This is a genomic window from Micrococcus cohnii, assembly GCF_014205175.1.
Taxonomy (GTDB): Bacteria; Actinomycetota; Actinomycetes; order Actinomycetales; family Micrococcaceae; genus Micrococcus; species Micrococcus cohnii.
The window spans coordinates 1949537-1976299 of the sequence record NZ_JACHNA010000001.1 but is presented as its reverse complement, the minus strand read 5'-3'; the positions used below and the strand labels follow the sequence as shown (position 1 = coordinate 1976299).

Here is a 26763-nt window from a genome sequence, read left to right as displayed (position 1 = left end):
TGATTCCCCGGCGACGCGGGTCCTGCCTGCCGTCGCAACCTCCGGCCCGTCTCGAGCAGCGCGCTCGGGGCGGGCCGTCGTCGTGCCCGCACTAGAGTGAGGCGGGTGAGGGTGCGAGTGCTGGCGGACGTGGACACGGGCATCGACGACGCGTGCGCGCTGGTGCAGCTGGTGGGCGCCGAGCGTCTCGGCGCGACGGGGGAGGCTCCTGACGTCGAGCTGGCGGCGGTCACGGTGACCGGCGGCAACGCCTCGGCCCGGCAGTGCGCGCTGAACACGGCCGGCGTGCTCGATCTGCTGGGCCGCCCCGACGTGGAGGTGGCCGTCGGCGCGCAGGCCCCGCTGCGCCGCCCCGCGGAGACCACCCCGGAGACGCACGGCGAGCAGGGGCTCGGCCACGCGCGCGTGCCGTGGCGGCCCGAACGAATCTCCCCGCGGCCTGCGGTGGACGTGTGGCTGGAGGAGCTGCGGGCGCACCCGGGCGAGACGGTGCTGCTGTGCACCGCTCCCCTGACGAACCTCGCACTCGCCCTGCGGGCCGAGCCGCGGCTGCCGGAGCTGGCGGCGGGCGTCGTGATCATGGGCGGGGCCTTCTACTACCCGGGGAATACCACGCCGACGGCGGAGTGGAACACGTGGTGCGATCCGGACGCCGCGAAGGAGGTGTTCGCCGCGTTCGAGGGTCTGCCGGAGGAGCGGTTGCCGATCGTGTGCGCGCTCGAGACGACCGAGCGGATCGAATACACGCCCGTGCTGCTGGACTCGCTGCTGGCGCAGGCGGGCGCCGCACCGGTGGGCTGGTCACGCGAGCAGCCGCGGCACGAGGGGCCGCTCGCGGACACGGGCGATCCGGTGCTGGACGTACTGGCCGATGCGCTGAGGTTCTACTTCGAGTTCCACGACGACTACGACCAGGGGTACGTCGCGCACCTGCACGATCTGTTCGCGGCGCAGGCGGCGACGGGGCAGGCCGTCGTCACGACGAGCGCCACGGTGGTGGACGTCGAGGCGGAGTCGGAGCTGCTGCGCGGCACGACGGTGCACGACGACCGCGGCATCTGGGGTCGTCGCCCGAACGCCCGACGGGTGACGGGCAACGACCCCGATGCGGTGTTCGCGGCCTTCGCTCAGGCGGCGCGGGCGGCGGCCGGCGACGTCGGCTCGTCGGCCCGGCGGTAGGTGGGCTCGCGGCGCTTGAGCCACGCGATGATCGCGACGGTGACGGGCACGAGCAGGATCTCGAGCAGCGTCTTGTAGACGAAGCCGGTGACCGTGTAGTTCACGAACTCGAGCAGGCCGATGGTGCCGGCGAACGCGATTGTGCAGAAGATCAGGGTGTCGACGAACTGCCCGACGATCGTAGAGAGAATCAGGCGCAGGGCGACGTTCCGCTCGCGCATCCGACGTTTCATGCGCACGACGATGGTGGCGTTGAGCAGGCTGCCGACGAGGAACGCGGCGAGGCCGGCGAGGGTGATGCGCAGGACGGGGGCGAGGGCCTGGTCCCACACCTCGAAGCCCTCGACGGGAGTGGTCAGGGCGACGACCTGGTAGGTGACGGCGGCGAGGCCGAGCATGGCGAAGCCCAGGACGATGGCGCGGCGGGCGCGACGCCAGCCGTACACCTCGGCGAGGATGTCGCCGATGATGTAGACGAACGGGAAGAGGAAGGCGCCGCCGTCGAAGATCAGCGGGCCGCCGCCGTAGAAGAGGTCGGAGACGAGCGGGACGACGGGTCCCTCGAAGAGCTTGGCGGCAGTGATACCGGAGAGCAGGAGCAGGGCGACGAAGACGCCCACGAAGAGGTCGTAGTGGCTGTGGGGCACCTCGGCGTAGGCCGGGGCGCCCTGCCCAGAGGCGGGCCGGTCGGGGGTCTGGGATTCAGTGGTGGTGTTCACCCGGCAATCTAACCATCGGCCGCAGCCCGAGCCTCAGGCGGTCGGGCGTCAGGACACCGACAGACGCGACAACCTCTCCCGCACGACCCCGCCCCGCTCGTCACGTCAGCGGGCCCAGCTTGCCCGGCGCGAACGGACGCGTCACATACGTCGGCAACCCCGCCGCCTTCCGGGCATCACGCTGCAGAACCTTCATCACCAGATACGCATCCCGGATCGGCGGATCCGAGTCGTACTGCGTGCTCACCACATCCAGCACCGGCGCCAGACCGCCCAGACCGAACGGAAACCCCGAATCCCACCGATTGCCCGTGCCAATTTTCGCGCGATGCAGTTCCTTCGTGATCTCGAAGAACAACCGCTGTTTATGATTCGGACACCCACGAGCGTCGTCATTGCGCCATGTATCCGGAATCAGCTGAAGCTCCCGAACATCCACCCAGTCCAGCGACCAGTCCCGCGTCCACACCCGCTCCGCATCAAAATGCAGATGCCGCGGCCGCAGAATCGCCTGCCCCGCATGCACCGCCACCAGAATCGCCACCGGCCACACCAACAGCGCGCCCACCCGGAACACCACCAGCATCGCCGAACCGTCCCCACCCGGCGCGAACGCGATCACCGGGAACAGCACACACCCGAACAGCCCGAACACCAACGACATGAACCACCGACGCCGCCGCATCCGCACCGTGAACGGCAGCTCCGGCATGCTCTCCGGCAACGGCGGCTCATACACATACCGGCCATCCTCGGCCTGATAATCCGTCAACGGCTCACGGTGTCCGCCCACCGTCGGCTCGTCTCGCCTCGCGTCGTCCCCCGTCTGAGTCATCACCTCAGATTAAGGCCCCTCTTGCCGAGGCGCCACGTGACCAGCCCACGACGCACCGAACCGTCCTGGTTCCGTCGCTTTCCCCCGCCGAAGCGACAGATTCAGGATGGCTCGACGGGCGCGGAACGCCGGCTCGCTGAAGCATGAGCGCTTCTGACGCGGCGGGGCAGAGCAGGTAGGGCTTGGGGTGGTTCAGGTTGCTTGACGTGCGGCTCGGAGGCGATGCGTATACCCCAGCAGAGGCAGGACGGTGTAGACAACCGGGATAGCCGCGAAGAGGAGCACGTTGAACGTGATCCCCCATTTCACGCCCATCAGCCAGAGGACAGCGAAAATGAACACCCACACGGAGACGGTGATGGCGCTGTACCGGCCGAATTGTTTCTGCTGACGCTCGATTTCCTCTCGTCGCGACTCCTGCGAGGTGTGCACAGGCGGGGTTCCCGGCACGGCCTTGAACACGTGAACATCCCCCATGGAGACCACCGATGACCAGCCTGCGGCACGGAAGATGTCGAAGTAGTCCGGGCTCGGGTCCTTCTCGTAGGTGAGGTCGAAAATCGCGTCCTCAGGGGGTGCGTCCGTGAAGGTCCAGCCATGCCCGATGCCGCTGAACCCATCGAGCCGTTTCCCCTTGGCGGCCATCCTAGAGAACATCTTGAGGTCCTTCTCCGGGGTGAACGCCAAGCCGGTGCTCATCTTGTGGGTCTTGCTCATGATTCCTCCAGGATGTGGTCGGCCATGGCCAGCAGTCTTCTGCGTCGTTCGACGTTCCGGGTGAGGACCTCGCGGCCGGTAGGGGTGATTCGGTAGGTGCGTCGGGTGTCTTCGCCGTCGAGTTCGGTGATGAACCCGGCGCCGGTGAGTTTCTTCAAGGTGGTGTAGAGGGAAGCCGGTCCGAGTGTGATCGCGCCGTCGCTGGCGTCGTCGAGGTACTTCATCACTGCGTATCCGTGGCGTGGTTGGACAAGCGCGAGAAGGACGTGGAGGGCAGCGTCGGGGAGGTCTCCGTTAGCAAGGGCAGAGTTAGAGGCCATCGACACCACTAGGCGATGTATCTGCGAGTGATATATCCATGGGTGATATGGAACCACATGCATCGCCGCGCCGCCCACTCCCATAAACTGTGAATCACCTATCCGCACTCCTCATCCGAAGGAAGACTCTGATGCCCCAGTCCCGCCATTCACGTATCCAGCGAGCGGCAACATGGGCCGCGGCGGGCATCGCACTGGTCTCCCTGACCGGGTGTGGGCAGATCGAGTCGGAGGTACGAGGGGCCGTCTCGTCCGCGACGAACGAGGCCGCGGCCTCACTCAAGCCGGTCACGGATCAGGTCGTGGAGATGCCAACCTCCGCTGACAAGGACAGCCCGGGAACACTCGAGGCGCAGACCCGCTACATGCTTCTCGCACCCAGAGGACAGCAGGACAAGATGAACGCCGAGGCGTGCACACTGGAAGGCTCGGACGCCGCTGTCGAGAAGCGCTCCGGACAGGAGTGGAACTTCCCGTATGAGGGCACCACCTATTTCTCGTTCGGGGCAGTCGAGCCTGCCTCGGGCACTCCCGCCGCGTTGACCTGCGAGAACTCCGACACCACGGTCATCGCGATCCCCGAAAAGACTCTCAAGGACGCCATGGACTCCACGTGAGGCGATGGACAATTTCGATGCAGAAGAGGGTCGGTCTCGCCTCGGCGTGCGGCAGATGGCCTCGACCGGCGAAACGATCGCGGTGTTCGTCGATGAACCGGATCATCTCGTCGTGGGGCAGTCGTGCTGACCACGATGGGCTGGGTCCACTGGTGGAAAACGCACCGTCGCCACGAGGGGCTCTGCTACCGCACTCCTGCGGAGGTCGAAGCCGCCACTCACACTCACGACCAAGACGTAGCGCCCGTTGCGTCCTGACTACGGAACGAAAACCCAGGACGCTTCAGACCCGAGCGTCGTCGAACCATCTCGAATCCGTCGGTATGACCGCCCAAAGCGACGGATTCGCGATGGTTCGGTGACTGCTGGCGCGGGTACGGCCCCGGACAGTCGCGACGAAACGATGCGCCTGACGCTGGGGTCAGCACAGCCGGTAGGGCCTGCGCCGCGACCGCACAGCCGCGATCACCACCAGACGCGTATGAGCGTCTTGTCGCGCACCGCCACGCCGCGGGAGATGTTCTGAGGACATAGAAAAGGGGCCCGAGCGCATTCTCAGCGTCTCGGACCCCTTGGTGCTTCATTTCCCTGAAACACCCTCGGTGGAGGCAAGGGGACTCGAACCCCTAACCCTCTGCTTGCAAAGCAGATGCGCTACCAATTGCGCCATGCCCCCGTGACTGTGCAGCCGCGGCTGTTCAGTTGTGCTCACCCATCATACCCGAGTTCTCCTCCGGCAACTCGTCCGTGGCCGAGGCCCAGACCGCCTTGTCCTCACGGGACCGCTGCCAGGCCCGCACTCCGGCGGCGGCCGCCGCGGTCACCGCGAGGGTGGCCGCTCGAGTCCATGCCGACATGCGCGTCCCTTCCAGAACGGTCCGGCCGGACCGAGACCCGGCCTCAGACGACTCAGGCCCCGCGGACGGGGCCCGAATGGTGAGAGTGGGCGTACCAAGACTTGAACTTGGGACCTCTTCGTTATCAGCGAAGCGCTCTAACCGCCTGAGCTATACGCCCTCACCGTCGGTCCACGAGGATCAGTCCTCGCTTCACAACGAGAAATGACTCTACCGCACACGGAGCGGCCCGCGCAAACTCATGCGCGGGCCGCGCCATTTCCTGCGAGGTCAGAGCCCGGTCAGTCGTCGGTCAGGGTCAGCCCCAGGCCGCCGACGAGGCCCGCCGAGAGGTTGTAGATGATCGCCATGACCGCCGAGAGCAGCGTCAGCACGATGACGTTCAGCACCGCGACGATCGTCGCGAGGGAGACGACAGTGCCCAGCGGCGCAATCGACTGCACCGTGTAGTTGCCGGACTCCGCGCCGAGCACGGTGCCGAGCACGTCGTTGATCTGGTTGAAGATCCCCGCCATGTCCATGAGCGACCACAGGGCGATGACGCCGACCACCGTGATGATGCCCAGCGCCACGGACAGCAGGAAGCCGAGCTTGAGCGCGGACCAGGGGTCGATCTTGGTGACGAGCAGGCGCGCGCGCCGCACCTTCGCCTTCGGCACCGAGCGGACCAGGCCCTCCTGCTCCCCCGCTGCTCGCTTGGCGGACTTGGTCGTCCGGCCGCCGCTCGCGGACGCGCCGCCCGACGCGGGACGTGATGACGCCGCAGTGCTCACTGGTCTCCTCCGTCCGCCTCGGCGTCGCCGTCAGAATCCTCGACATCGGCCGCAGGCTGGGGCTCGTTGGTGTGGGTCTCGTCGTCCCCCGACGTCTCAGCCGGGGCAGACTCGTCCAAGGCTACCCCCGTGTCCTCGACGTCGGCTTCGTCGCCGGTGTCCGTCTTCTGGATCTCGTCCTCGTTGTTGAGGGTCACGGCCACGATCCGGTCGCGCTTGTCCGGCTTCGCGAAGATCACGCCCATCGTGTCCCGGCCCTTGGCCGGCACGCCGGCGACGGCCGAGCGCACGACCTTGCCCGAGGCCATCACCACGAGCACCTCCTGGTCCTCTCGGACCACGAGACCGCCGGCCAGCCCGCCCCGATCGTCGACGAGCTTGGCGACCTTGATGCCCAGGCCGCCCCGGTTCTGCAGACGGTACTCGTCCACCTCGGTCCGCTTCGCCCAACCGCCGTCGGTCACCGTGAACACGTAGCCCTCCGGGTGCACGACGTCCATGGCCAGCAGCCAGTCGTCGTCGCGGAACTTCATGCCGGTCACCCCCGAAGTGGCTCGACCCATCGGCCGCAGCGCCTCATCGGAGGCCGTGAAGCGCAGCGACTGGCCCATCCGCGAGATCAGCAGCAGATCGTCCTCAGCGGAGACCACGCGGGCCGAGACGAGCTCGTCGCCCTCGCGCAGCTTGATCGCGATCAGGCCGGCCGAGCGGTTCGTGTCGTACTCGCTCAGGCGGGTCTTCTTCACCAGGCCGTTCCGCGTGGCCAGCACGAGGTAGTCCGCGCCGTCGTAGCCGGCCAGCGGCTGGATCTGCGCGATGTGCTCATCCGGCTGGAACGCCAGCAGGTTCGCCACGTGCTGGCCCTTCGAGTCGCGGCCGGCTTCGAGCAGCTCGTACGTCTTGATCCGGTACACACGGCCGAAGTTCGTGAAGAACAGCAGCCAGTGGTGCGTGGACACCGTCAGGAAGTGCTCGACGACGTCGTCACCGCGCAGCGAGGCCCCGCGCACACCCTTGCCGCCACGGCCCTGAGACCGGTACTGGTCGATGCGAGTGCGCTTGACGTATCCGCCGCGAGTGATGGTCACGACCATCTCCTCCTCGGGGATCAGGTCCTCCATCGACATGTCGCCGTCATAGCCGTAGAGGATCTCGGTCCTGCGCTCATCACCGTGTTTGGCGACGATCTCCGCGAGCTCCTGTGAGACGACCTCGCGCTGGCGAGCCGGGTCCTCGAGGATCCGGTTGTACTCGGCGATCTTCGCCATCAGGTCGTCGTACTCGTCCTGGATCTTCTGGGACTCCAGAGCGGCGAGCTGGCGCAGCTGCATTTCGAGGATCGCGCGGGCCTGCACGTCGTCGATGTCGAGCAGCTCCATCAGGGCGGTCCGCGCGACGTCGGCCGAGGCCGAGCGGCGGATCGTGGCGATGACCTCGTCGAGCATGTCCAGAGCCTTGAGCAGGCCCAGCAGGATGTGCGCGCGCTCCTCCGCCTTGCGCTTGCGGAACGCGGTGCGCCGGACGATGACCTCGACCTGGTGCTTCACCCAGTGGTGCACGAACCCGTCGAGGGAGAGGGTGCGCGGCACCCCGTCGACGAGGGCGAGCATGTTCGCCGAGAAGTTCGACTGCAGCTCGGTGTGCTTGAACAGGTTGTTCAGCACGACCTTCGGCACCGCGTCGCGCTTGAGCACGATCACCAGGCGCTGGCCGGTGCGGCCCGAGGTCTCGTCGCGCATGTCCGCGATGCCGGTGATCTTCCCGTCGCGCACCATCTCCGCGACCTTCGCGGCAAGGTTGTCCGGGTTCACCATGTACGGCAGCTCGGTGACGACCAGGCACGTGCGGCCCTGCAGCTCCTCGACGTTCACGACGGCGCGCATCGTGATCGAGCCGCGGCCGGTGCGGTAGGCCTCCTCGATGCCCTTGCGGCCGAGGATCTGGCCGCCCATCGGGAAGTCCGGACCCTTGACGCGCGTCAGCAAGGCCTCGAGCAGCTCCTCGCGGCTCGCCTCGGGGTTCTGCAGGTACCACTGCACGCCGTCGGCGACCTCGCGCAGGTTGTGCGGCGGAATGTTCGTCGCCATGCCGACGGCGATGCCCGAGCTGCCGTTGACCAGCAGATTCGGGAACCGGGCGGGCAGGACAGTGGGCTCCTGCTGCTTGCCGTCGTAGTTGTCCTGGAAATCGACGGTGTCCTCGTCGATGTCCCGGACCATCTCCATGGCCAGCGGGGCCATCTTGGTCTCGGTGTAACGCTGGGCGGCGGCACCGTCGTTGCCCGGAGAGCCGAAGTTGCCCTGGCCGAGCGCGAGCGGGTACCGCATGACCCAGTCCTGGATCAGGCGCACGAGCGCGTCGTAGATCGCCGAGTCGCCGTGCGGGTGATAGTTGCCCATCACCTCGCCGACCACGCGGGCCGACTTGTTGAACGTGCGGTCCGGCCGGTAGCCGCCGTCGTACATGCCGTAGAGCACGCGGCGGTGCACCGGCTTGAGGCCGTCACGCACATCCGGCAGCGCACGGCCGACGATCACGGCCATGGCGTAGTCCAGGTAGGAGCGCTTCATCTCGGTCTCGAGGTCGATGCGCTCAACCTTGTCCGCCGCGCCCTCGGGCAGCTCGTACAGCTCGACGCCCGCGCTGGTCTCGGCCGGCACGGTCGGGTCGGTCTGCGGGGTCGGCATCCCCGAGCCCGACGGGGTCCCGGCGGTGCTCTCATCCGGGTTCTGCGGAGTCGTCTCGTCGCTCACGCTGGTCCTCTCAGTCGTCTCAGGTGGGGATCAGATGTCCAGGAAGCGGACGTCCTTGGCGTTCTGCTGGATGAACCCGCGGCGAGACTCGACGTCCTCGCCCATGAGCATCGAGAACACCTGGTCCGCGGCGGCGGCGTCCTCCATCGTGACCTGCAGCAGGGTGCGGTTCTCCGGGTCCATGGTCGTGTCCCACAGCTCGTTGTAGTCCATCTCTCCCAGACCCTTGTACCGCTGGATGCCGGTGTCCTTCGGCAGGCGCCGGCCCTTCGCCTGGCCCGCGGCGAGGGCCTCGTCGCGCTCGGCGTCGGTGAAGACGTAGTCATGCGGCGCGTTGGACCACTTGATGCGGTACAGCGGCGGCTGCGCCAGGAAGACGTGGCCGGCCTCGATCAGCGGACGCATGTAGCGGAACAGCACCGTGAGCAGCAGCGTCGTGATGTGCTGGCCGTCGACGTCCGCGTCGGCCATCAGCACGATCTTGTGGTACCGCAGCTTGGAGATGTCGAACTCCTCGCCGATGTTGGTGCCGAACGCCGTGATCATCGACTGCACCTCGGCATTGCCCAGGGCCTTGTCCAGGCGGGCGCGCTCGACGTTCAGGATCTTGCCGCGCAGCGGGAGGATCGCCTGGGTCTCCGGGTTGCGGCCGCGCTTGGCGGAGCCGCCGGCCGAATCGCCCTCCACGATGTACACCTCGCAGCGCGACGGGTCCTTCGAGGAGCAGTCCGCCAGCTTGCCGGGCATGCCGAACGACTCGAGCGGGGACTTGCGGCGCGCGTTGTCGCGGGCCTTGCGGGCCGCCAGGCGCGCGTGCGAGGCCATGATCGCCTTGCGGATGATGTCCTTGGCCGGGCCCGGGTTCCGCTCGAGCCAGTCGCCCAGATGGTCGACGACCACGCCGTGCACGAAACCGCGGGCCTCGGAGTTGCCGAGCTTCGTCTTCGTCTGGCCCTCGAACTGCGGCTCGGAGAGCTTCACGGAGATGACGGCGGTCAGGCCCTCGCGGATGTCGTCGCCGGTGAGGTTGTCCTCCTTCGCCTTGAGGATCTCCTTCTCGCGCGCGTACCGGTTGATCAGGGAGGTCATCGCGGCACGGAAGCCCTCCTCATGGGTGCCGCCCTCGTGCGTGTTGATCGTGTTGGCGTAGGTGTGCACCGACTCGGAGTACGCCGTGGTCCACTGCAGGGCCATCTCGACGGCGATCGAGTTGCCGCCGTCGGTGGGCGCCTCGGCCTCGAACGCAATGACGTCCTCGTGGATGAGCTCAGCCCGCTTGCTGGCGTTCAGGTGGCGGACGTAGTCGAGCAGGCCGTTCTCGTAGTGGTAGGTCACCTCGCGGTGCTTGGCGGAGCTCTCCGCCTCGAGGCCGTTCTCGGAGGCCTCGTCGCCCGCGGTGCCCTCGGCGACGATCTCGTCGTCGACGACCTCGTTCTCCTCGATCTGCCGCTCATCGCGCAGCGTGATCTTCAGGCCCTTGTTCAGGAACGCCATCTGCTGGAAGCGGGCGCGCAGCGTCTCGAAGTCGAACTCCACCGTCTCGGTGAAGATCTCCGGGTCCGGCCAGAACGTCTGCGTCGTGCCGGTCTGCTCGGTGGCCTTGCCCTTGACCAGCTCGCCCTGCGGGACACCGCCGTTCGCGAACGACATGCGCCAGGCGTGGCCCTGTCGGCGGACCTCCGTCTCCACGCGGGCCGAGAGCGCGTTCACCACCGAGATGCCCACGCCGTGCAGGCCGCCGGAGACCGCGTAGCCGCCGCCGCCGAACTTGCCGCCGGCGTGGAGGATCGTCATGACGACCTCGACGGTGGGCTTGCCCTCGACGGGGTGCACGTCCACGGGGATGCCGCGGCCGTTGTCCTCGACGCGGACGCCGCCGTCAGCCGTGAGGGTCACCTCGATCGAGTCGGCGTAGCCGGCCAGGGCCTCGTCGACGGAGTTGTCGACGACCTCGTAGACGAGGTGATGCAGGCCGCGCGGGCCGGTCGAGCCGATGTACATGCCCGGGCGCTTGCGGACGGCCTCGAGGCCCTCGAGGACCGTGATCTCGGAGGCGCCGTAGTCGCCGGGGACCTTCCGGTCCTTCGTCTCGACGGCGGTCTCGGGAGCCGGGGCGTCCGAGGCCGAGGGGGCGACGGCCTCCTGCGGGGACTCGGTGGGCGCGTCGGAATGTGCGTCGTTCACGGGTGTTCTCGACTCCTCGGTTCGTGCTCGGTACGGCCTCGATGCAGCGTGCCGGGCGCATCCGGGCGGAGAGCGGGAGCGGGGCTGCGGACCCCGCCCGGGTCCCGGGCGCGCGCCGACACGGCGGACGCGGACGGTGCCCTCGTCAGCACGAGAGCGGCAATCGTCGCCATTCTACGCGAACCGAAGCCTCTTCCCGGCGCGCCAGGCCGGGAGGATCCGGACAGAATGCCGTGTGAGAGGCCGCAGACGGCACATGGGAGACGCCGACGAACCGCAGGATGGGGGCGGGACCGTCCCTGAGGCCCGCGCGCGTCTGAGCGCCGTTGGCGAACATCGATCGCGGCGGTCAGCCGTAGGTGTCGCGTGGCCCCCGGCCGCGCACGCTGCGCGGACCCTTTCGCCAGCTGGGCGCCTGCGGACCGGCCACGTCGATCCGCGTGACGACGCCGGAGCCCAGCTCCTGGTCGAAGCGCTGCAGCAGCATCGGCGTCATCAGGCGCAGCTGCGTGGCCCACGCCGTCGAGCTGGTCCTCACTCGCACCACGGAGTTCTCGAAGCTCTCCGGGCGGCAGTGCAGCGCGATCTCCGGACCGACGAGCTGCGGCCACCGCGTCAGGACCGACCCGACGGCCACGGGCGTCGACCAGCCCCGATCGCGGATCAGCCGTGAGAATACGGAGGAGATCTCCGCGGGATCGCGGTCGGCGGCGCCGGCAGCCGGGGTCCGTCGCCGGCGCAGCTGCTCGACGCGCTGTTCGGTGCGTGCACGTGCGGCGGTCGACGCAGAACGCGGCAGCCTGCCGACGGGGGCCTCACCCCGCTCGCGAGCGGCCTCGCGGACCCGACGCAGCTGGATCTGCGGCAGGTCCGGCGTGAGAGCCGAGTCCGCCTCCGGGCTCGCCCCCGTCGTCGCCGGCGGCTCAGGCGCCGTCGGAGACGTCCCCGCCGGGCGTCGCTCAGTCACCGCGCACCGCCCGGATGTCGCCCTCGCGGATCTCGGCTGCGCTCGGCCGCCCGTCGGAGTCAGCAGCGTCCGCCTCGGCCACGGCCACGAACGAGCCCTCAGCGTCCTGACGCACCACGACACGCTCGGCCCCGAGCTCGGCGGGAATGTCCTTCTCCGCGGCCGCCGTGAAGATCACCTGCTCGGCCCGGCCGACCAGCGCGGCGAGGCGAGATCTGCGGGCGGCGTCGAGCTCGGCGAAGACGTCGTCCAGGATCAGCACGGGCCGGGCGTCCGGGTCAGGATCGTCCTCCACGAGCACCTCGAAGCTCGCCAGGCGCAGGGCGAGCGCGAGCGACCACGTCTCCCCGTGCGAGGCGTAGCCGCGGGCGGGAGCCGGGCCCAGGAACAGGGCGAGCTCGTCTCGGTGGGGACCGACGAGGGTGAGCCCGCGCGAGCGTTCCTGCTCGTGCACCCGTTCCAACCCCTCACGCATGGCGGCCGCCAGTTCCGCGACCTCCGGCACGGCCCGGTGCGTGCCGGAGACACCCGGCACCGTCGAGTCATAGGTGAAGGTCGCAGCCTTCGAGCCGTTCGTCAGGGCCTCGTACATGCGGGCCAGCGGCTGCGCGAGCAGCTGCAGCACGTGGAGCCTGCCGTTGAGCAGGCGTGCGCCGGCGGCCGACAGATGCTGGTCCCAGACGGCGAGAGTCGCATCCTCCTCCGCGCCCCAGCGCCGGGTCTGCCGGGCGGTCTTCAGCAGGGCGTTGCGCTGCCGCAGGGCCCGCTCATAATCGGCGGACGCCTCACCGAGAGCCGGACGCAGCTGCACCATCAGCTGGTCGAGGAAGCGGCGCCGGCCGGCGGGGTCCTGAGTCACGAGGGCGAGATCCTCGGGCGCGAACACCACGGTGCGCAGGATCCCGAGGCCCTCCTTCGCGCGGACAGGGGCGCCGCGGTTGATGGCCACGCGGTTCGAACGTCCCGGCACGACCTCGAGCTCGAGCGCGACGGATCGTGAGCCGCGGTGCACGCGGCCGGCGACGAGAGCCCGCTGCTCACCGATGCGCACGAGGGAGGCGTCGTGGCTCACGCGATGGGAGACCTGGGTGCTCAGGTAGCCGATCGCCTCGACGAGGTTCGTCTTGCCCACGCCGTTGGCCCCGACCAGGACGGTCGCTCCGGGGCGCAGCTCGAGATGTGCGGATCGGTAGGAGCGGAAATCCGCGACGCTGAGCTGGGACAGGTACACGGCGGTGTTGACGCCCCGTCCGTCAGGTCAGCCGGACGGGCATCACGAGGTAGCGGTAGTCCGAGACGGCGCCGGACTCCTCGGAGACGCCCGTGAGCAGGGCGGGCTTGGGGGCGGTGGTGAACGAGAACTTCACCTGGGGCTGGTCCACGACGGCCAGCCCCTCGGAGAGGTACGACGGGTTGAACGCCACGGTGATGCCCTCGCCCTCGAGAGTGCAGGGCAGCGCCTCGTTCGCGGAGGCGTCGTCGCCCGTGCCGGCGTCGAGGCTGACCTGGCCGTCGGAGAAGACCATGCGCAGCGAGGAGTTGCGCTCGGCCACGAGGGCGACGCGGCGGGAGGCCTCGACGAGGGCGGCCGTGTCCACCGTGGCGTGGATGGGGCTGGACTCGGGGAACAGCGAGCGGATCTTGGGGTACTCGCCGTCGACGAGCACGGACGTGGTGCGGCGGCCGCCGGAGGAGAAGCCGACCAGGTCCGCGTTCTCGGCGAAGCGCAGCTCCAGGTTGCCGCCACCGCCGAGGGACTTGGCCACCTCGCTGAGCGTGCGCGCCTTGATCAGCAGGGAGGTGGACACCGAGGGGTCGGCGGGTGTCCAGGTGATTTCCTTCATCGCCAGGCGGTACCGGTCGGTGGCGAGGAAGGTCATCGTGTCGCCCTCGATCTCGACCTTCACGCCGGTGAGGATCGGCAGGGTGTCGTCCTTGGAGGCGGCGACGGTCACCTGCGCGACGGCGTGGGCGAATGCCGCACCGTCGACGGTGCCGGCGGATTCGGGCAGCTCGGGCAGTGCCGGGTAGTCGCCGACGGGCATGGTGGCCAGGGAGAAGCGCGCGGAGCGGCAGGTGACGATGACCTTGCCGCCGTCGAGCTCAAAGGTGACCGCTGAGGCGGGCAGTGATCGGACGATGTCGTTGAGCAGACGGCCCGAGACCAGGACCTGGCCTTCGGTCTCGACATCGGCCTCGATGTCCAGCCGGGCCGAGGTCTCGTAGTCGAAGCTCGCGATGGAGACGGTGCCGGCCTCCGCTGTGATGAGCAGACCCGAGAGCACGGGCACCGGAGGACGAGGCGAGAGGGAGCGAGCTGTCCAGGAGACGGCCTCGGTGAGGATGTCGCGTTCGACGGTGAACTTCACGAGCTCTGCACTGCCTCTCTGGCCTGGCCGATGTCTCAGCCCGGCTCGGGACCGGGGACGTCTTGGGTGCGTCCGCCGCACACCGCGGGGGTGGGTGACGGACGTGACGCGGAGCCAGCATAAGCGGATCCGGGCTGTCGTGTCAGGTCGTCCACCGGGCGTCTGAGCCTGGCGTCGATCGCGTCGTCGGGCCGGCTCGGTCGGTGTGCCTCGATGTTGCTTTGCGGAGGGATGAAAAAGGGGGTGGAAGGGGTAATAGCACGTGTGGATTCTGTGGAGATCCCTGATTTTCCGTGTTCTGACGCCGATCTGGCTGTGGGTTGGCCTGTGCTCGGCGCCCGTTTCGGGTGTGGAGATCCGGTGGATGAACGCCGCGAGGGTGATTCGCACGATGCACAGCTAGCCGCGGCCTCGTCCAGAGAAAGATGTCATTCGTCCCCGCCGTGTCCACATTGTTGTCCACAGAGATTTTGAGATCCGCAGGATCATGCGGATTCTGGCGCCGGAGCCTTGTGGATTGCTGTGGGTCCATGTGGAAGGACGAATGACAGCGATGTCATTCCCCACCCCGGTGGACGACTCGGTCCCCACCCGGTGCATCGCGTGCTGAACCGCGCCATGCCGGACATCCACAGGGGCAGAGTTCTCCACAGACAGGCCTGTTCTCCACAGGGTTCTCCACAGAAGTGGACAATGTGGACGAACCTTGAATGACAAGTTCAAGCAACGGGGAGGGCGGGGACTGGCGCGACGTGTCCGAGGACACCGACGCAGGCGTGTCCCCGGACCCGGCTCAGCCGCCGCGCTGCTTGCGCTTGATCTCGTTGGTCAGCTCGGTGACCTGGTTGAAGATCGTGCGCCGCTCGGCCATGAGCTCGCGGATCTTGCGGTCGGCGTGGATGACGGTGGTGTGGTCGCGTCCGCCCAGCTCCTGGCCGATCTTCGGCAGCGACATTTCCGTCAGCTCGCGCAGCAGGTACATCGCGATCTGCCGGGCCGTCACGAGCGTGCGCGTACGGGACTTGCTGGTCAGCTCCTCCATCGTGAGGCTGAAGTACTCGGCCGTGGCGTGCAGGATCAGCTCCGGGGTGATCTCGTGGACGTCGTCGTCGGTGATCAGGTCCTTGAGCACGTGCTCGGCCAGCTGCATGTCCACGTCCTGACGGTTCAGCGAGGCGAACGCCGTCACACGGATCAGCGCGCCCTCGAGCTCGCGGATGTTGGTCGAGATTCGGCTGGCGATGTACTCGAGGACCTCCGGCGGGGCGAACAGGCCCTCCGCCTCGGCCTTCTTGCGCAGAATCGCGATACGGGTCTCGAGGTCCGGCGGCTGGATGTCCGTGATCAGCCCCCACTCGAAGCGTGAGCGCAGCCGCTCCTCGAAGCCGGAGAGCTGCTTCGGCGGCAGGTCCGAGGTGATCACGACCTGTTTGTTGTTGTTGTAGAGCGTGTTGAAGGTGTGGAAGAACTCCTCGACCGTCGCCTCCTTGTCCGCGAGGAACTGGATGTCGTCGATCAGCAGGATGTCCACGTTGCGGTAGACCTGCTTGAACGAGGCGCCCTCGTCGTGGCGGATGGAGTTGATGAAGTCGTTCGTGAACTCCTCCGAGTTCACGTAGCGCACGCGCATGCCGGGGTACAGACGACGCGCGTAGTGGCCGATCGCGTGCAGCAGGTGGGTCTTGCCCAGACCGGACTCGCCGTAGATGAACAGCGGGTTGTAGGCCTTGGCCGGCGCCTCCGCCACGGCGTTGGCCGCCGCGTGCGCGAAGCGGTTCGACGAGCCGATCACGAAGGACTCGAAGTGGTAGCGCTCGTTGAGCCGGCTCGTCTGTGCCGAGGTCGACGGGGGCGCGGGCGTCGGTGCACCGCGGCCGCCGGGCTCATCCGCGCCGAGCTCGGGCGGAGCGGCGTCCATCACCGGGCTGGCCGGCGGCTCGGTGGACTCGGCCAGGGCCTGCGGATCCGGCAGCGGGGCCCGACGGGCCTCCGGCTCGGGGGCGCGTGGCGCGTTGAGCGAGGAGTCGATCGAGATCGCCAGCAGCACCTCATGGCCGAACACCGCCGTCAGCACATCGGTCAGGGCCCCGGCGACCTGCGGGCCCTGGAGGGTCTCGCGGGTCGTCTCGTTGGGCACCGCCAGCAGCAGGGTGTTGCCGATCAGCCCCTGCGGCTCGGCGAGGTACACGTACCCCATCAGGCGCGCGCTCACGCGGGAGTCGTCCTCGAGAGCGGAGATGACCTTCCGCCAGGAGTCGGAGACGTTCTGATCTGGCACGGTGCGCGTCCTTTCCTGCCCGGGGTCCCGGAGCGTCGGCTTCGGCCGAGTCTAGTCCTTATCCACAACCTTGTGCACAGACGGTGGAGAACTCCAGGACGAGTGTGGACAACCCCGGTCGGTCACGGTCGCACCGGTGGACAACGCGAGTGGCGACCGTCGGTTTTCCGCGTGGACAAGCCGATGTGATGCAGGGCGCGCTTGACCTGCCTTGTCCCGCTGACTAGAGTCGACTGGTCCCCCGGGACGGCTCTGCCGTGCCCGCCGGGGATAGCAATCCAAGCTTCTGTCCGGGCCTTCCCCCTGGTTCACGTCTCAGGTCGACGGTCGAAGGCACCCCCAACACGTGGAGAGATCACAGTGACCAAGCGCACTTTCCAGCCCAACAACCGCCGCCGTGCCCGCAAGCACGGTTTCCGCGCCCGTATGCGCACCCGTGCCGGCCGCGGCATCCTGTCGGCCCGCCGCGCCAAGGGCCGCTCGGGCCTGTCCGCCTGACGCGCGGACGTCCCAGCCGGCCACTCGCGGCGTGCTGCCTCGCGCCCACCGGGTCCGGACGACGGCAGACTTCCAGCACATCCGACGCACCGGGGTCCGCGCAGGACGTCGGCACGTCGTGGTCACCGTCGCAGCCGGACCAGACCCGACCCGGCCCGCACCCTCGAGCACGTCTCCGGGGCCGCGGGCCGGGTTCGTCGTGTCCAAAGCCGTCGGCGACGCGGTGACCCGCAATCGGGTCAAGCGGCGGCTGCGGGCGATCGTCGCCGAGCAGCTGCGCGGTGCCGAGCTGGCCGGGACCGACGCGCTCGTCCAGGTGCGGGCCCTGCCCGCGGCCGCGGGCGTGGACCATGCCCAGCTGCGGCGTGACGTCGTCTCCGCCCTGCGGCAGTGCTTGCGCAAGATCGACGGCCGGCGACCGAGGACGCAGGGGTGAGATGACCGAGACCAGACCCGACACCTCCGCCGTCGCCGGCTCCCCGTTCGTCGTTCGGGAGCCTTCCCGGCAGTGGGGTCCGCTGCGCGCGGCCCCGTCCGCGCTGCTGGCCGCCCTGCTCACGCTCTACCGCGCCGTCGTCTCGCCGCTCTACGGAGACGTGTGCCGCTACTTCCCGAGCTGCTCGGCGTATGGGCTCGAAGCGGTCCATGTGCACGGCGCGGTCGCCGGCACGCTGCTGACCGTGCGTCGTCTCTCACGCTGCCACCCCTGGGCGGACGGGGGCCTCGATCCCGTGCCGCCGGGGCGGCGACGATGGCCCCCGGGAGAGCATCCGCGGATCATCGACCTGAACCACCCTCCCATCCCACCTGACCCCTCGCAGGAGGACTGACCCCATGGGTTTCTTCGAAGCCATCCTTCTCCCGTTCCGCTGGATCATGTCCTGGATCCTGGGCGCGTTCCATGACCTGCTGGACCTCGTCGGGCTGCCTCCCGAGGCGGGCTTCACGTGGGCGCTGTCGATCCTGCTGCTCGTGGTCCTGATCCGCGTGCTGCTCATCCCGATCTTCGTGAAGCAGATCAAGGCGCAGCGCGCCATGCAGGCCATTCAGCCGGAGCTGCAGAAGCTCAACGCCAAGTACAAGGGCAAGAAGGACTCGCTCTCGCGCCAGGCCATGGCCCTCGAGCAGCGTGAGCTGATGAAGAAGCACAAGGCGAACCCCTTCGCCGCGTGCCTGCCGCTGCTGGTGCAGATGCCGTTCTTCTTCGCGCTCTACCAGGTGCTGATCGGCGCCCGTGGTGCCGCCGAGCGCGGCGAGGGGATGGACGCGCTCTCGGCCGAGCAGATCCGTTCCTTCGAGAGCTCCGAGATCTTCGGGGCGACGATGTCCGACACCCTCGTCGGCTCCTTCGGGTCGAACTGGGCCGTCGTCGTCGTGGCGATCGTCCTGATCCTGCTGATGTCCGGCTCCATGTTTTTCATGCAGAAGATGCTGATGACGAAGAACATGTCGGACAAGCAGCTCGAGGGTCCTGTGGCCCAGACCCAGCAGATCATGCTCTACGGCATGCCCCTGATCTTCGGCATCGGCGGCATCAACTTCCCCATCGGCGTCCTGTTGTACTGGACGTTCTCGAACTTCTGGGCCGTGGGTCAGCAGTGGTGGATCATCCGCAACAACCCCACCCCGGGCTCCCTGGCCGAGCGTGAGCTCAACGAGCGCCGCGCCGCGAAGGGCCTGCCCCCGGTGGGTCAGAAGGTCGCCGACGAGCAGCCCGCGACCAAGCGCAAGGGCAGCCAGGGCCGGGGCGCGAAGTCCGAGCGGGGTTCGACGGCCGCGACGGCCACCGCCGAGCGCCCCGTCGCGTCGGATGAGCGGACCGATCGCGCCTCCTCGGCCGGGGCCACGTTGAACGGTCGCCCCATGGACCCGGCGGGACGATCGTCTCGTCAGCGGCAGCAGCCCCAGCGCAAGAACCGCCGGAAGAAGAAGTGAGCATGAGCGCCGAGCAGACGACCGACGGCCCCGACGACCTCATCGCGCGCCTGGAGCAGGAGGGCGAGGTCGCGGCCGACTACGTCGAGGAGTTGCTGGACATCGCGGACCTCGACGGGGACATCGACATCGAGATCCGCGATGAGCGGGTGTGCGTGTCCGTCGTCGCGGAGGAGGGCGACGATCGGCTCGAGGATCTGGTCGGCGAGGACGGCCGCACCCTGGACTCCCTGCAGGAGCTCGTCCGGCTCGCGGTGCTGGCCGCGACCGGCCGCCGCTCCCGCCTGCTGCTGGATGTCGCGGGATATCGGGCCGAGCGGGACCGGCGGCTGCGCTCGGTCGCCGGTGAGGCGGTCGAGCGGGCCCGGGCCGAGGGCGGTCGCGTGCACCTGGACCCGATGAGCGCCTACGAGCGCAAGATCGTCCACGACGTCGTCGCCGAGGCCGGCCTCACGTCCGAGTCCGAGGGCGAGGGGCCTTCCCGGCACGTGGTGGTGTCCGCCGATGACTGAGCGTCCTGGCCAGAGCGGCCACGAGGGCAGCTACGACCAGCGCCCCGGCCTGCACCACGATGAGAGGCAGGCCTCCGAGCGGCCTGCGCCGGTCGGCCAGGAGCCGCCCGAGCTGCCCGCGGAGCTGTACGAGGCCGCCGACCAGATCTTCGGCGACGCCCTCGACGCGGCGCAGCGGTACGTCGCGCACCTGGCGGACACGGGCATCGAGTGGGGTCTGATCGGTCCGCGCGAGGTGCCCCGCCTGTGGGAGCGCCACGTGCTCAACTGCGCCGTCGTCGCGGATCTGGTGCCGCAGGGCGCGCTCGTGGCGGACGTGGGCTCAGGCGCCGGACTGCCGGGGCTCTGCCTGGCCCTGGCCCGGCCGGACTGCCAGTTCCTGCTGATCGAGCCGCTCGAACGGCGCGTCGAATGGCTGGACATGGTGGTCGCGGACCTGGGCCTGGAGAACGTCGACGTCATCCGCGGGCGGGCCGAGCAGGTGGGTCTGAACCTCGACGTCGACGTTGTGACCGCGCGGGCCGTATCCGGGCTGAAGTCGCTGCTGCCGCTGACCATGCCCCTGCTGGGCGGTCGCGGGCAGCTGCTGGCCATCAAGGGGCGCAGCGCCGCCGACGAGATCGCCGCCGCGGCCAAGCCCCTGCGGAAGTACAGTGGTGCCGAACCGGAGATCCTCACCGTCGGCGACGACGTGCTCCCCCAGCCCACCACGGTGGTTCGGGTGACCGCACGCCGGAAGTGATTCCACGCCTGCGGAGGATCCCCTGAGACGTCAGGGTCGTTGGCACCCAGGGAGGATGCATCCGCATGGCAGAGGAGCAGGAAGAGCGCCCCGGCGCCTGGAAGGCACTGCGCCGGCGCTGGTCGGGCAAGAACGGCGCCAAGAAGGGCGAGGAGGCGACCGCACCGTCGAAGCTGCGGCGCCAGCGCCTGAGCCGCCCCGAGCGCACCCGTGTGTTCACGACGTCCAATCAGAAGGGCGGGGTCGGCAAGACCACGACGACCGTGAACCTCGCTGCCGCCCTCGCCCGGGCCGGCATGCGCGTGCTCGTGATCGACATTGATCCGCAGGGCAACGCGTCCACCGCCCTGAACGTGCCGCACACCTCGGACGTCGCGTCGGTGTACGACGTGCTGCTCGACGAGACCGAGATCCACGAGGCCGTCCAGGACGCTCCGGACATCGACGGGCTGCAGGTGCTCCCGGCGACGATCGACTTGGCCGGGGCCGAGATCGAGCTGGTGTCGCTGGTCGCCCGTGAGGCGCGCCTGCAGAAGGCGCTGGACCGGTACATGACGTGGCGCGAGGAGAACGGCCAGGAGCGCCTCGACTACGTGTTCATCGACTGCCCGCCGTCGCTGGGGCTGCTCACCGTCAATGCGTTCGTCGCGGCGGAGGAGGTGCTCATCCCGATTCAGGCGGAGTACTACGCGCTCGAAGGCCTCAGCCAGCTGCTCAAGAACGTGCAGATGATTCAGAAGCACCTCAACCCCCGACTGCGGCTGAGCACGATCCTGCTGACCATGTTCGACTCGCGGACCAATCTGGCTGTGCAGGTGGCGGAGGAGGTGCGTGAGCACTTCCCGGATCAGCTGCTGGAGACGGCGATCCCCCGCAACGTGCGCATCTCCGAAGCGCCGAGCTACCAGCAGACGGTGCTGACATACGACCCGACGTCGGCCGGCGCGGTGGCGTACCGCGAGGCCGCGGCAGAGATCGCGCTGCAGGGTGTTCCTGCCGCGCAGTGAGGCGACGGCCACGTGACCAGTGAGTGTCGAGTATCTGGTGGAGGCAGTGAAGATCAATCGGATGTGACTGATTTGCGCTGATCTGATGCACAGATCCTGAGCGGGGACCTGTTCTTCGGCCTTGTCGTGAGTCACTGGACTGAGAGCCCTCGGGGGCCGATGCTGGTGTATCGGCTCCCGAGGGCTTCGTCGTTTCACGTGGAACAGTCGTCTGGGTCGTGATCAGGGCGGGGCGCGCTGGCGAGCTGATGCCGACATGCACGACGCGTGTGGGCGCGTGGGCCGGGGGTGCTGTCGCCGGGGCCGTGGGGTCCTGGTCATGCGGCCGTGCGTTTGATGGACATTCGTGCGCATGAGCCATTCGTGCCCATAAGTGCAGAAGCACGAGAAGCATGCCCGGAGGTGCATGAGTGAACTCGGGCCGCTGCGACAGCCTGTGCATTGTGCTGATCAGCTGTCAACAGGTTGACGAGACGCTGCTGGTTATAGACCAATCGATAATGCTTGTTCCCGTATGCAAGTTCCGCCGAGATGACTCGGACTGCGTGTGGATATGTGTAGAACTCTGTGGAGAAGCGGCTGCTGAACGGTGGAGACATGGGTGAACTTCACCGGTAAGCGGCACGTGCACGCAGGTGAGGCGGGGCGTCTGCGCGCGTCACCCGTGTAACCGTGACGGAGTCTGACGTGGACAGTCGCTCCACGTCGTTCCACGTGAAACACCGGCAGGGGGCATCTGTGCCCACCGGCCGTAGGCAGATCCCCGGCGTGATAGACCGACGCGTGCTGCTCAGCGTGAACCGCCAGAACATGGACGTCTCGTGCGGTACGTGGAGGTGACGAGGATCGACGCCTCATCGCTGCATTGAATGTGATCCCCTACTGCGCCCAGGACTACTCGCGCCGGGACGGAACTGACCAGTACGCCACACTGGTCCAATGTTTCACGGGAAACATGCGAGGACACCGAAAACCCGGGTTCTCTGGAGGGCTGCGGTGCTCTGACTGTACCCAGCGAGAACACGGTGCTTATGCACTGATTGGCGCAAGCACCGCGGTCGTTGGTGCCGCGCAGCGGAAGTCGAACTTGTCTGGGGAGATGTCTTATGAGTGCGCGTCCGTGTTCCACATGGAACAAACAGGAGTACTGCCGTGGCGACGCGTCCGGAACACAGATGGGCGGGAGGAACCGCAGAACAGGGCAAACCGACGACGAGCCCTCAGCGGAACAGTGCGCGCGAGCGCGTCACGCGAGCGTCCGCAACTGGTGTTCCACGTGAAACGACGGCCGCAACCACAAAGCACAGGCGCAATCCGTACGCCGGCGCGTCGGTAGAGATGGGCAGGCTGTCACCACGGTCGGTCCTCAGGCACTGTTCCACCAGCGCCTCACGTGCATGAAGCGATGAAGAGCTGCGGCCCTCGGCAGAAGCCTCCGGAGCCCGACGGGCTCGTCGGTGACTGTTTCATGTGAAACACGGGTAGAGACCGGAGCATCAGAGCCCGGATGGTCGCCGGGGTTGGCCACAGTCGTCGCCCACAGACGCGTCCGGAAATGCGTCGACGTCGCTGCCTTGCCATCCGGATGAGAGACAGAGGCGGGAGCGGTGATGGCGCCGGATTCTCAGAGCTTGGGAGAGCGGGAGGCAAGCCCCGCCCTGCTCACGCTGCACGAGACAAGGACTGCTGCCATGTTTCACGTGGAACTACGAACAACACGAGGTCGGCAGGAGGACTGCGAGCCAGGAGAGCGAGCGCGACTACATCACGGAGAGGAGTACGTAGACATTGCGACAAGGCGGCCGGCCCGGTGTGTTCTTGCATCAGTAAACAATCGTTACAACTAGAGAAATGTGCCGATATCCTTCACAACAGCGCGCGTTCCACGTGAAACAGGGCCCCTCCGAGAGAACCTCCGCGCCTTGCTGCTCATCCGCCCCCGAGGTGTGTCGTTTCCAGCGGCCATGCGGCGCCGCGCCCCCCGCCGAGTGCGTCCCGTCAGGGTCTCGCGCCGCCGGGAACGAACTACACTGACGGTGATCTGCAGACCACACAGGAGGACTCGTGAAGAAGAACCGTCGCGGAGGTCTCGGCCGCGGACTCGGCGCTCTCATTCAGAGCACCGCGGACACGGACTCGACCCAGGCCCCGGCGGCCTCTGCCGTGGTCACAGAAGCGGCCGAAGCCGAACACGCCAGCGAGACGTCGACTCCCACGCCCGCGCAGTCTGCGACCGAGAAGCGGCGTTCGGGGAAAGCACCGGCCTCTTCCACGGCCACCTCCGGGTCTGAGACGAAGACGTCCTCCGGTCATGACGCTGCGCCGAGCGCAACGAAGAAGACCGCCGGCACGGCGAAAAACGGCACGGCCAAGACCTCGAAGGCGACGACCAGCGCGCGCGGGTCTCGCGGGTCCCGCACGACCGGAACGAAGAAGAGCGCGGCCACGACGACCACGACGTCGCCGACCGCAGCCACCACAGGCACGAGCACGACGGCGACGAAGACCACCGCGAGCAAGACCACCTCGACCACGACCTCCCCCGTCGGTCCGAAGCAGACAGATGCGGGTCCCGGCACAGACTCGGCGTCCGAGACGAAGGCAGGCGGCCGTCCGGTCGATGTGTTCTTCTCCCAGCCCGCGTCGACCACGGGCGATGCGGACGGCAGTGCGCGGGGCGACACGTCCTCGGCAACAAGCGCGGGGACGCGACGCTCGACGAGCGCGAGATCCTCCCGACCGGCCATGCCGACGGTCAAGGCTCCGGCCGCCCGAGGGACCCGTTCTGCGGACGCAGCCGACAACGGGCGGGGAACCAGCCCGGCCTCTGCTGAGCCGGCGACCTCGACGGCCCCGCCGGCGAATGACGAATCCGGTGCGGAGCCGAGCGTCTCCACCGACATCGCGGTGCTGCGGGAGATCTCTCCCGAGGACATCCACCCGAACCCGCGGCAGCCTCGTGAAGTGTTCGACGAAGAGCACATGGAGGAGCTCGTCGCGTCGATCGCCGAGGTCGGCATCCTTCAACCCGTGGTTGTCCGCGAGGTCGACGGCCCCACCCGATACGAGCTGATCATGGGTGAGCGTCGCTGGCGTGCGAGTCAGCGCGCCGGGCTCGAGACGCTGCCGGCGATCGTGCGCCAGACCCCGGATGAGAACCTTCTGCGCGATGCACTGCTGGAGAACCTCCACCGATCCCAGTTGAATCCGCTGGAAGAGGCGGCCGCGTATCAGCAGCTGATGGAGGACTTCGAGTGCACGCAGGAGGAACTCTCGGCCCGGATCGGTCGTTCGCGGCCGCAGATCTCCAACACGCTGCGCCTGATGAAACTGCCCCCGCTCGTGCAGAGCCGCGTCGCGCAGGGAGCCCTCAGCGCCGGTCACGCCCGTGCGCTGCTCGGTCTCACGGACCCCGCCGAGATGGAGCGACTCGCCCAGCGCATCGTGGCGGAGGGCCTCTCAGTCCGGGCGACGGAGGAGGCGGTGGCCCTCGCACAGGGAATCCGTCAGGCAGCGCCGGCCTCGCGTCGCCGTCAGCAGCCGGTCCGGCACGAGCGGCTTGACTACTTCGCCAACTCCCTCACCAGCAGGCTCGACACCACCGTGAAGATCACCCTCGGCGCCCGCAAAGGCAAGATCGCGATCGACTTCACCTCCGTCCAGGACCTGAACCGCATCATGGACCTCATCCAGGGCGAGACCGGAAAGGACTGAGCGCGCGCCGCACCATCTGCCCGTGCTCCGCACGAGGTGAGGCCCGAACAGATCGAGGCCGACAGACCACAGGGCCGTCGGGATCGACATGAGTGTCAATCCCGACGGCCCTGTGTCACGTCATGAGTGAAGATCACGTCATGATCGTTTCTCCTGCGCTGACCTGGTGGTTCGCCCTCGAGTCCCTCTGCAGAGGTCCTGTTCAGGACTGAGGACGCTGACGGTCAGCGGTGTCGGATCTCAGGCCAGCAGGTCGGCGAACTCCTGCTCCAGCTGCGGCTTCGGCTTGGCGCCCACGGACTCCTTGACCTTCTCGCCGCCCTGGAAGCCCAGGACCAACGGGATCGAGGTGACCCCGTACTTCGCGGCGGATGCCGGGTTCTCGTCGACGTTGAGCTTCGCGACGACGACCTTGCCCTCGTGCTCGGCGGCGAGCTCCTCGAGGACCGGGCCCAGCATGCGGCAGGGGCCGCACCACTCGGCCCAGAAGTCCACGAGGACGGGCAGCTCGGAGTCCAGGACCTTCTCCTGGAAGTCGGCGTCGGTCACGGTGATGGTGGCCATGGGTGATCTCCTTCTGTCGGTGATGTCGGGCGAGGGTCCCGCCCGGTGTCTGGAGGTGTGTGGACGGGGCCGCCGCGGCGACCCGGTGCCTCGGCTGCGCTGCGGCGCCGGTGCGGACCGGCTCAGGCCGGGCTCGCGTCCGACTCGGGGCCGGCGGGGGCGGCCTCGGCGACGTCGAGGGCTTCGGCCAGGAAATGCTCGACGTCCTGGGCGGCGACACAGCCGGAACCGGCGGCGGTGATCGCCTGCCGGTAGGTGTGGTCGGTGACGTCGCCCGCGGCGAACACCCCGGTCAGCGAGGTCCGCGAGGAAGGGTGCTCGACGCGGATCGTGCCGTGTTCGGTCAGTTCGAGCTGATCGGAGACGAGGTCGGTGCGGGGATCGTGGCCGATCGCGATGAACAGCCCGGTCACGTCCAGTGTCGAGCTCTCGCCGGTCGCCGTGTCCTCGAGGGCGAGCCCGGAGACCGCGTCCTCGCCGAGCACCTCGGTGACCTTCGTGTTCCACAGGAACTCGATCTTGTCGTTCTCCCGGGCACGCTGGGCCATGATCTTCGAGGCCCGCAGCTCGTCCTTGCGGACCAGGACGGTCACCTTCGAGGCGAACTTCGTGAGGAACAGGGCTTCCTCCATGGCGGAGTCGCCGCCACCGACGACCGCGATGTGCTGATCGCGGAAGAAGAAGCCATCGCACGTGGCGCACCAGCTCACGCCGTGGCCGGAGAGGCGTTCCTCACCGGGCACACCGAGCTTCCGGTAGGCCGAGCCGGTCGTGAGGATCACGGCGTGAGCACGCAGGACCGTGCCGTCGCCGAGGGTCAGCCTCTTGGGCTGAGAGGTCAGATCGGCCTGGACCACGTCGTCGAACACGACGTCGGTGCCGAAGCGGCGGGCCTGGGACTCCATGTTCGCCATGAGCTCGGGACCCATGACGCCCTCCGGGAAGCCGGGGAAGTTCTCGACCTCGGTGGTGTTCATCAGTTCGCCGCCGGCGGTCACGGCGCCGGCGACCAGCACCGGCTCCAGGTGGGCACGGGCGGTGTAGACGGCGGCCGTGTACCCGGCCGGTCCGGAGCCGACGATCGCGACATTGTGCACCTTCTCGGCGGTCTCAGCAGTGCTCATCCGGTCCTCCAGTGGATCGAAGCTGACGGGAACGCCAGCGGATTACACGACGGGCAACAGCACCCGGCGTCGGGCTATTCCGTGGGCCACGGCCGGGCG

At 68.2% G+C, this 26763-nt stretch carries 25 protein-coding genes and 2 tRNA genes; 10 read left to right on the top strand and 17 right to left on the bottom strand.

Features of this window, described 5'->3' with window-relative positions; all coding sequences use genetic code 11:
• Nucleotides 1-105 precede the first annotated feature (105 nt).
• Nucleotides 106-1179 carry a nucleoside hydrolase gene (locus HDA30_RS08995; protein WP_158496906.1) on the top strand — a complete coding sequence of 358 codons (1074 nt, stop codon included), beginning with the start codon at nucleotides 106-108 and terminating at the stop codon, nucleotides 1177-1179.
• On the opposite strand, the gene HDA30_RS08990 is transcribed toward HDA30_RS08995, so the two are convergent.
• The 4 genes from HDA30_RS08990 to HDA30_RS08975 all read right to left on the bottom strand — a co-directional run bounded on the left by HDA30_RS08990 (nucleotide 1128) and on the right by HDA30_RS08975 (nucleotide 3770).
• Entirely contained in the window at nucleotides 1128-1898 is a 771-nt protein-coding gene (locus HDA30_RS08990) for a queuosine precursor transporter (RefSeq protein ID WP_158496905.1), read from the bottom strand. The two genes, HDA30_RS08995 and HDA30_RS08990, sit on opposite strands and share 52 nt — an antisense overlap.
• 100 nt (nucleotides 1899-1998) lie before the next feature.
• Nucleotides 1999-2733 (bottom strand): hypothetical protein, encoded by a 735-nt coding sequence (locus HDA30_RS08985; RefSeq protein WP_158496904.1) that lies wholly within the window; start codon nucleotides 2731-2733, stop codon nucleotides 1999-2001.
• 192 nt (nucleotides 2734-2925) lie between these two features.
• A complete protein-coding gene (locus HDA30_RS08980; RefSeq protein ID WP_158496903.1) occupies nucleotides 2926-3450 on the bottom strand; it encodes a DUF2812 domain-containing protein in 525 nt (174 codons plus the stop codon).
• Entirely contained in the window at nucleotides 3447-3770 is a 324-nt protein-coding gene (locus tag HDA30_RS08975; RefSeq protein WP_158496902.1) for a PadR family transcriptional regulator, read from the bottom strand. The genes HDA30_RS08980 and HDA30_RS08975 overlap by 4 nt, the downstream gene beginning before the upstream one ends.
• A 131-nt stretch (nucleotides 3771-3901) precedes the next feature.
• On the opposite strand from HDA30_RS08975, the gene HDA30_RS08970 reads away from it, so the two are divergent.
• Nucleotides 3902-4387, top strand: a complete 486-nt coding sequence (locus tag HDA30_RS08970; RefSeq protein ID WP_158497176.1) for a hypothetical protein — start codon at nucleotides 3902-3904, stop codon at nucleotides 4385-4387.
• A gap of 603 nt (nucleotides 4388-4990) precedes the next feature.
• On the opposite strand, the gene HDA30_RS08965 is transcribed toward HDA30_RS08970, so the two are convergent.
• The 10 genes from HDA30_RS08965 to dnaA all read right to left on the bottom strand — a co-directional run bounded on the left by HDA30_RS08965 (nucleotide 4991) and on the right by dnaA (nucleotide 16568).
• A tRNA-Ala gene (locus tag HDA30_RS08965) sits at nucleotides 4991-5063 on the bottom strand.
• Nucleotides 5064-5085: 22 nt separating this feature from the next.
• A complete protein-coding gene (locus HDA30_RS08960) occupies nucleotides 5086-5244 on the bottom strand; it encodes a hypothetical protein (protein ID WP_184241887.1) in 159 nt (52 codons plus the stop codon).
• An 86-nt stretch (nucleotides 5245-5330) separates the two neighbouring features.
• Nucleotides 5331-5404, bottom strand: a tRNA-Ile gene (locus tag HDA30_RS08955).
• A 121-nt stretch (nucleotides 5405-5525) separates the two neighbouring features.
• Nucleotides 5526-6017 carry a DUF3566 domain-containing protein gene (locus tag HDA30_RS08950; protein ID WP_158496900.1) on the bottom strand — a complete coding sequence of 164 codons (492 nt, stop codon included), beginning with the start codon at nucleotides 6015-6017 and terminating at the stop codon, nucleotides 5526-5528.
• Nucleotides 6014-8770 (bottom strand): DNA gyrase subunit A, encoded by a 2757-nt coding sequence (gene gyrA / locus HDA30_RS08945; protein WP_184241885.1) that lies wholly within the window; start codon nucleotides 8768-8770, stop codon nucleotides 6014-6016. Before gyrA ends, HDA30_RS08950 begins: the two co-directional genes overlap by 4 nt.
• Nucleotides 8771-8800: 30 nt before the next feature.
• Nucleotides 8801-10954 (bottom strand): DNA topoisomerase (ATP-hydrolyzing) subunit B, encoded by a 2154-nt coding sequence (gyrB, locus tag HDA30_RS08940; RefSeq protein ID WP_184241883.1) that lies wholly within the window; start codon nucleotides 10952-10954, stop codon nucleotides 8801-8803.
• Nucleotides 10955-11303: 349 nt separating this feature from the next.
• Nucleotides 11304-11822 carry a DciA family protein gene (locus HDA30_RS08935; protein ID WP_184242460.1) on the bottom strand — a complete coding sequence of 173 codons (519 nt, stop codon included), beginning with the start codon at nucleotides 11820-11822 and terminating at the stop codon, nucleotides 11304-11306.
• A gap of 91 nt (nucleotides 11823-11913) precedes the next feature.
• On the bottom strand, nucleotides 11914-13152 hold the full coding sequence (gene recF / locus HDA30_RS08930) for a DNA replication/repair protein RecF (protein WP_184241881.1): 1239 nt from the start codon (nucleotides 13150-13152) through the stop codon (nucleotides 11914-11916).
• A gap of 22 nt (nucleotides 13153-13174) precedes the next feature.
• A complete protein-coding gene (dnaN, locus tag HDA30_RS08925; RefSeq protein ID WP_184241879.1) occupies nucleotides 13175-14290 on the bottom strand; it encodes a DNA polymerase III subunit beta in 1116 nt (371 codons plus the stop codon).
• A 793-nt stretch (nucleotides 14291-15083) separates the two neighbouring features.
• Nucleotides 15084-16568 (bottom strand): chromosomal replication initiator protein DnaA, encoded by a 1485-nt coding sequence (gene dnaA / locus HDA30_RS08920; RefSeq protein ID WP_184241877.1) that lies wholly within the window; start codon nucleotides 16566-16568, stop codon nucleotides 15084-15086.
• Nucleotides 16569-16928: 360 nt separating this feature from the next.
• Between dnaA and rpmH the strand changes: the two genes are divergently transcribed.
• From rpmH to HDA30_RS08885, 7 genes are all read left to right on the top strand, one after another.
• Entirely contained in the window at nucleotides 16929-17066 is a 138-nt protein-coding gene (rpmH, locus tag HDA30_RS08915) for a 50S ribosomal protein L34 (protein WP_158496893.1), read from the top strand.
• A gap of 31 nt (nucleotides 17067-17097) precedes the next feature.
• Entirely contained in the window at nucleotides 17098-17502 is a 405-nt protein-coding gene (gene rnpA, locus HDA30_RS08910; RefSeq protein ID WP_184241875.1) for a ribonuclease P protein component, read from the top strand.
• 1 nt (nucleotide 17503) lies between these two features.
• Nucleotides 17504-17896: a membrane protein insertion efficiency factor YidD gene (yidD, locus tag HDA30_RS08905; RefSeq protein ID WP_158496891.1), complete on the top strand. Its 393-nt coding sequence runs from the start codon at nucleotides 17504-17506 to the stop codon at nucleotides 17894-17896.
• A 4-nt stretch (nucleotides 17897-17900) separates the two neighbouring features.
• Nucleotides 17901-19001 (top strand): membrane protein insertase YidC, encoded by a 1101-nt coding sequence (yidC, locus tag HDA30_RS08900; protein ID WP_184241873.1) that lies wholly within the window; start codon nucleotides 17901-17903, stop codon nucleotides 18999-19001.
• A gap of 2 nt (nucleotides 19002-19003) precedes the next feature.
• Nucleotides 19004-19513 carry a Jag family protein gene (locus HDA30_RS08895; RefSeq protein WP_184241871.1) on the top strand — a complete coding sequence of 170 codons (510 nt, stop codon included), beginning with the start codon at nucleotides 19004-19006 and terminating at the stop codon, nucleotides 19511-19513.
• Nucleotides 19506-20255, top strand: coding sequence for a 16S rRNA (guanine(527)-N(7))-methyltransferase RsmG (gene rsmG / locus HDA30_RS08890; protein ID WP_184241869.1), 750 nt, complete (start codon nucleotides 19506-19508; stop codon nucleotides 20253-20255). Before HDA30_RS08895 ends, rsmG begins: the two co-directional genes overlap by 8 nt.
• Before the next feature lie 65 nt (nucleotides 20256-20320).
• A complete protein-coding gene (locus HDA30_RS08885) occupies nucleotides 20321-21262 on the top strand; it encodes a ParA family protein (protein ID WP_158496887.1) in 942 nt (313 codons plus the stop codon).
• Nucleotides 21263-23571: 2309 nt separating this feature from the next.
• On the opposite strand, the gene HDA30_RS10830 is transcribed toward HDA30_RS08885, so the two are convergent.
• Nucleotides 23572-24021, bottom strand: coding sequence for a hypothetical protein (locus tag HDA30_RS10830; protein WP_158496886.1), 450 nt, complete (start codon nucleotides 24019-24021; stop codon nucleotides 23572-23574).
• Here HDA30_RS10830 and HDA30_RS08875 point away from each other — a divergent pair.
• A complete protein-coding gene (locus HDA30_RS08875) occupies nucleotides 24008-24976 on the top strand; it encodes a ParB/RepB/Spo0J family partition protein (RefSeq protein WP_246418735.1) in 969 nt (322 codons plus the stop codon). The genes HDA30_RS10830 and HDA30_RS08875 overlap by 14 nt on opposite strands.
• Before the next feature lie 240 nt (nucleotides 24977-25216).
• On the opposite strand, the gene trxA is transcribed toward HDA30_RS08875, so the two are convergent.
• Nucleotides 25217-25540 (bottom strand): thioredoxin, encoded by a 324-nt coding sequence (trxA, locus tag HDA30_RS08870; RefSeq protein ID WP_158496885.1) that lies wholly within the window; start codon nucleotides 25538-25540, stop codon nucleotides 25217-25219.
• Nucleotides 25541-25662: 122 nt separating this feature from the next.
• The gene (gene trxB / locus HDA30_RS08865) at nucleotides 25663-26664 is read right to left on the bottom strand and encodes a thioredoxin-disulfide reductase (RefSeq protein ID WP_184241867.1); all 1002 of its coding nucleotides are present in this window, start codon (nucleotides 26662-26664) and stop codon (nucleotides 25663-25665) included.
• Between the last annotated feature and the right edge of the window lie 99 nt (nucleotides 26665-26763).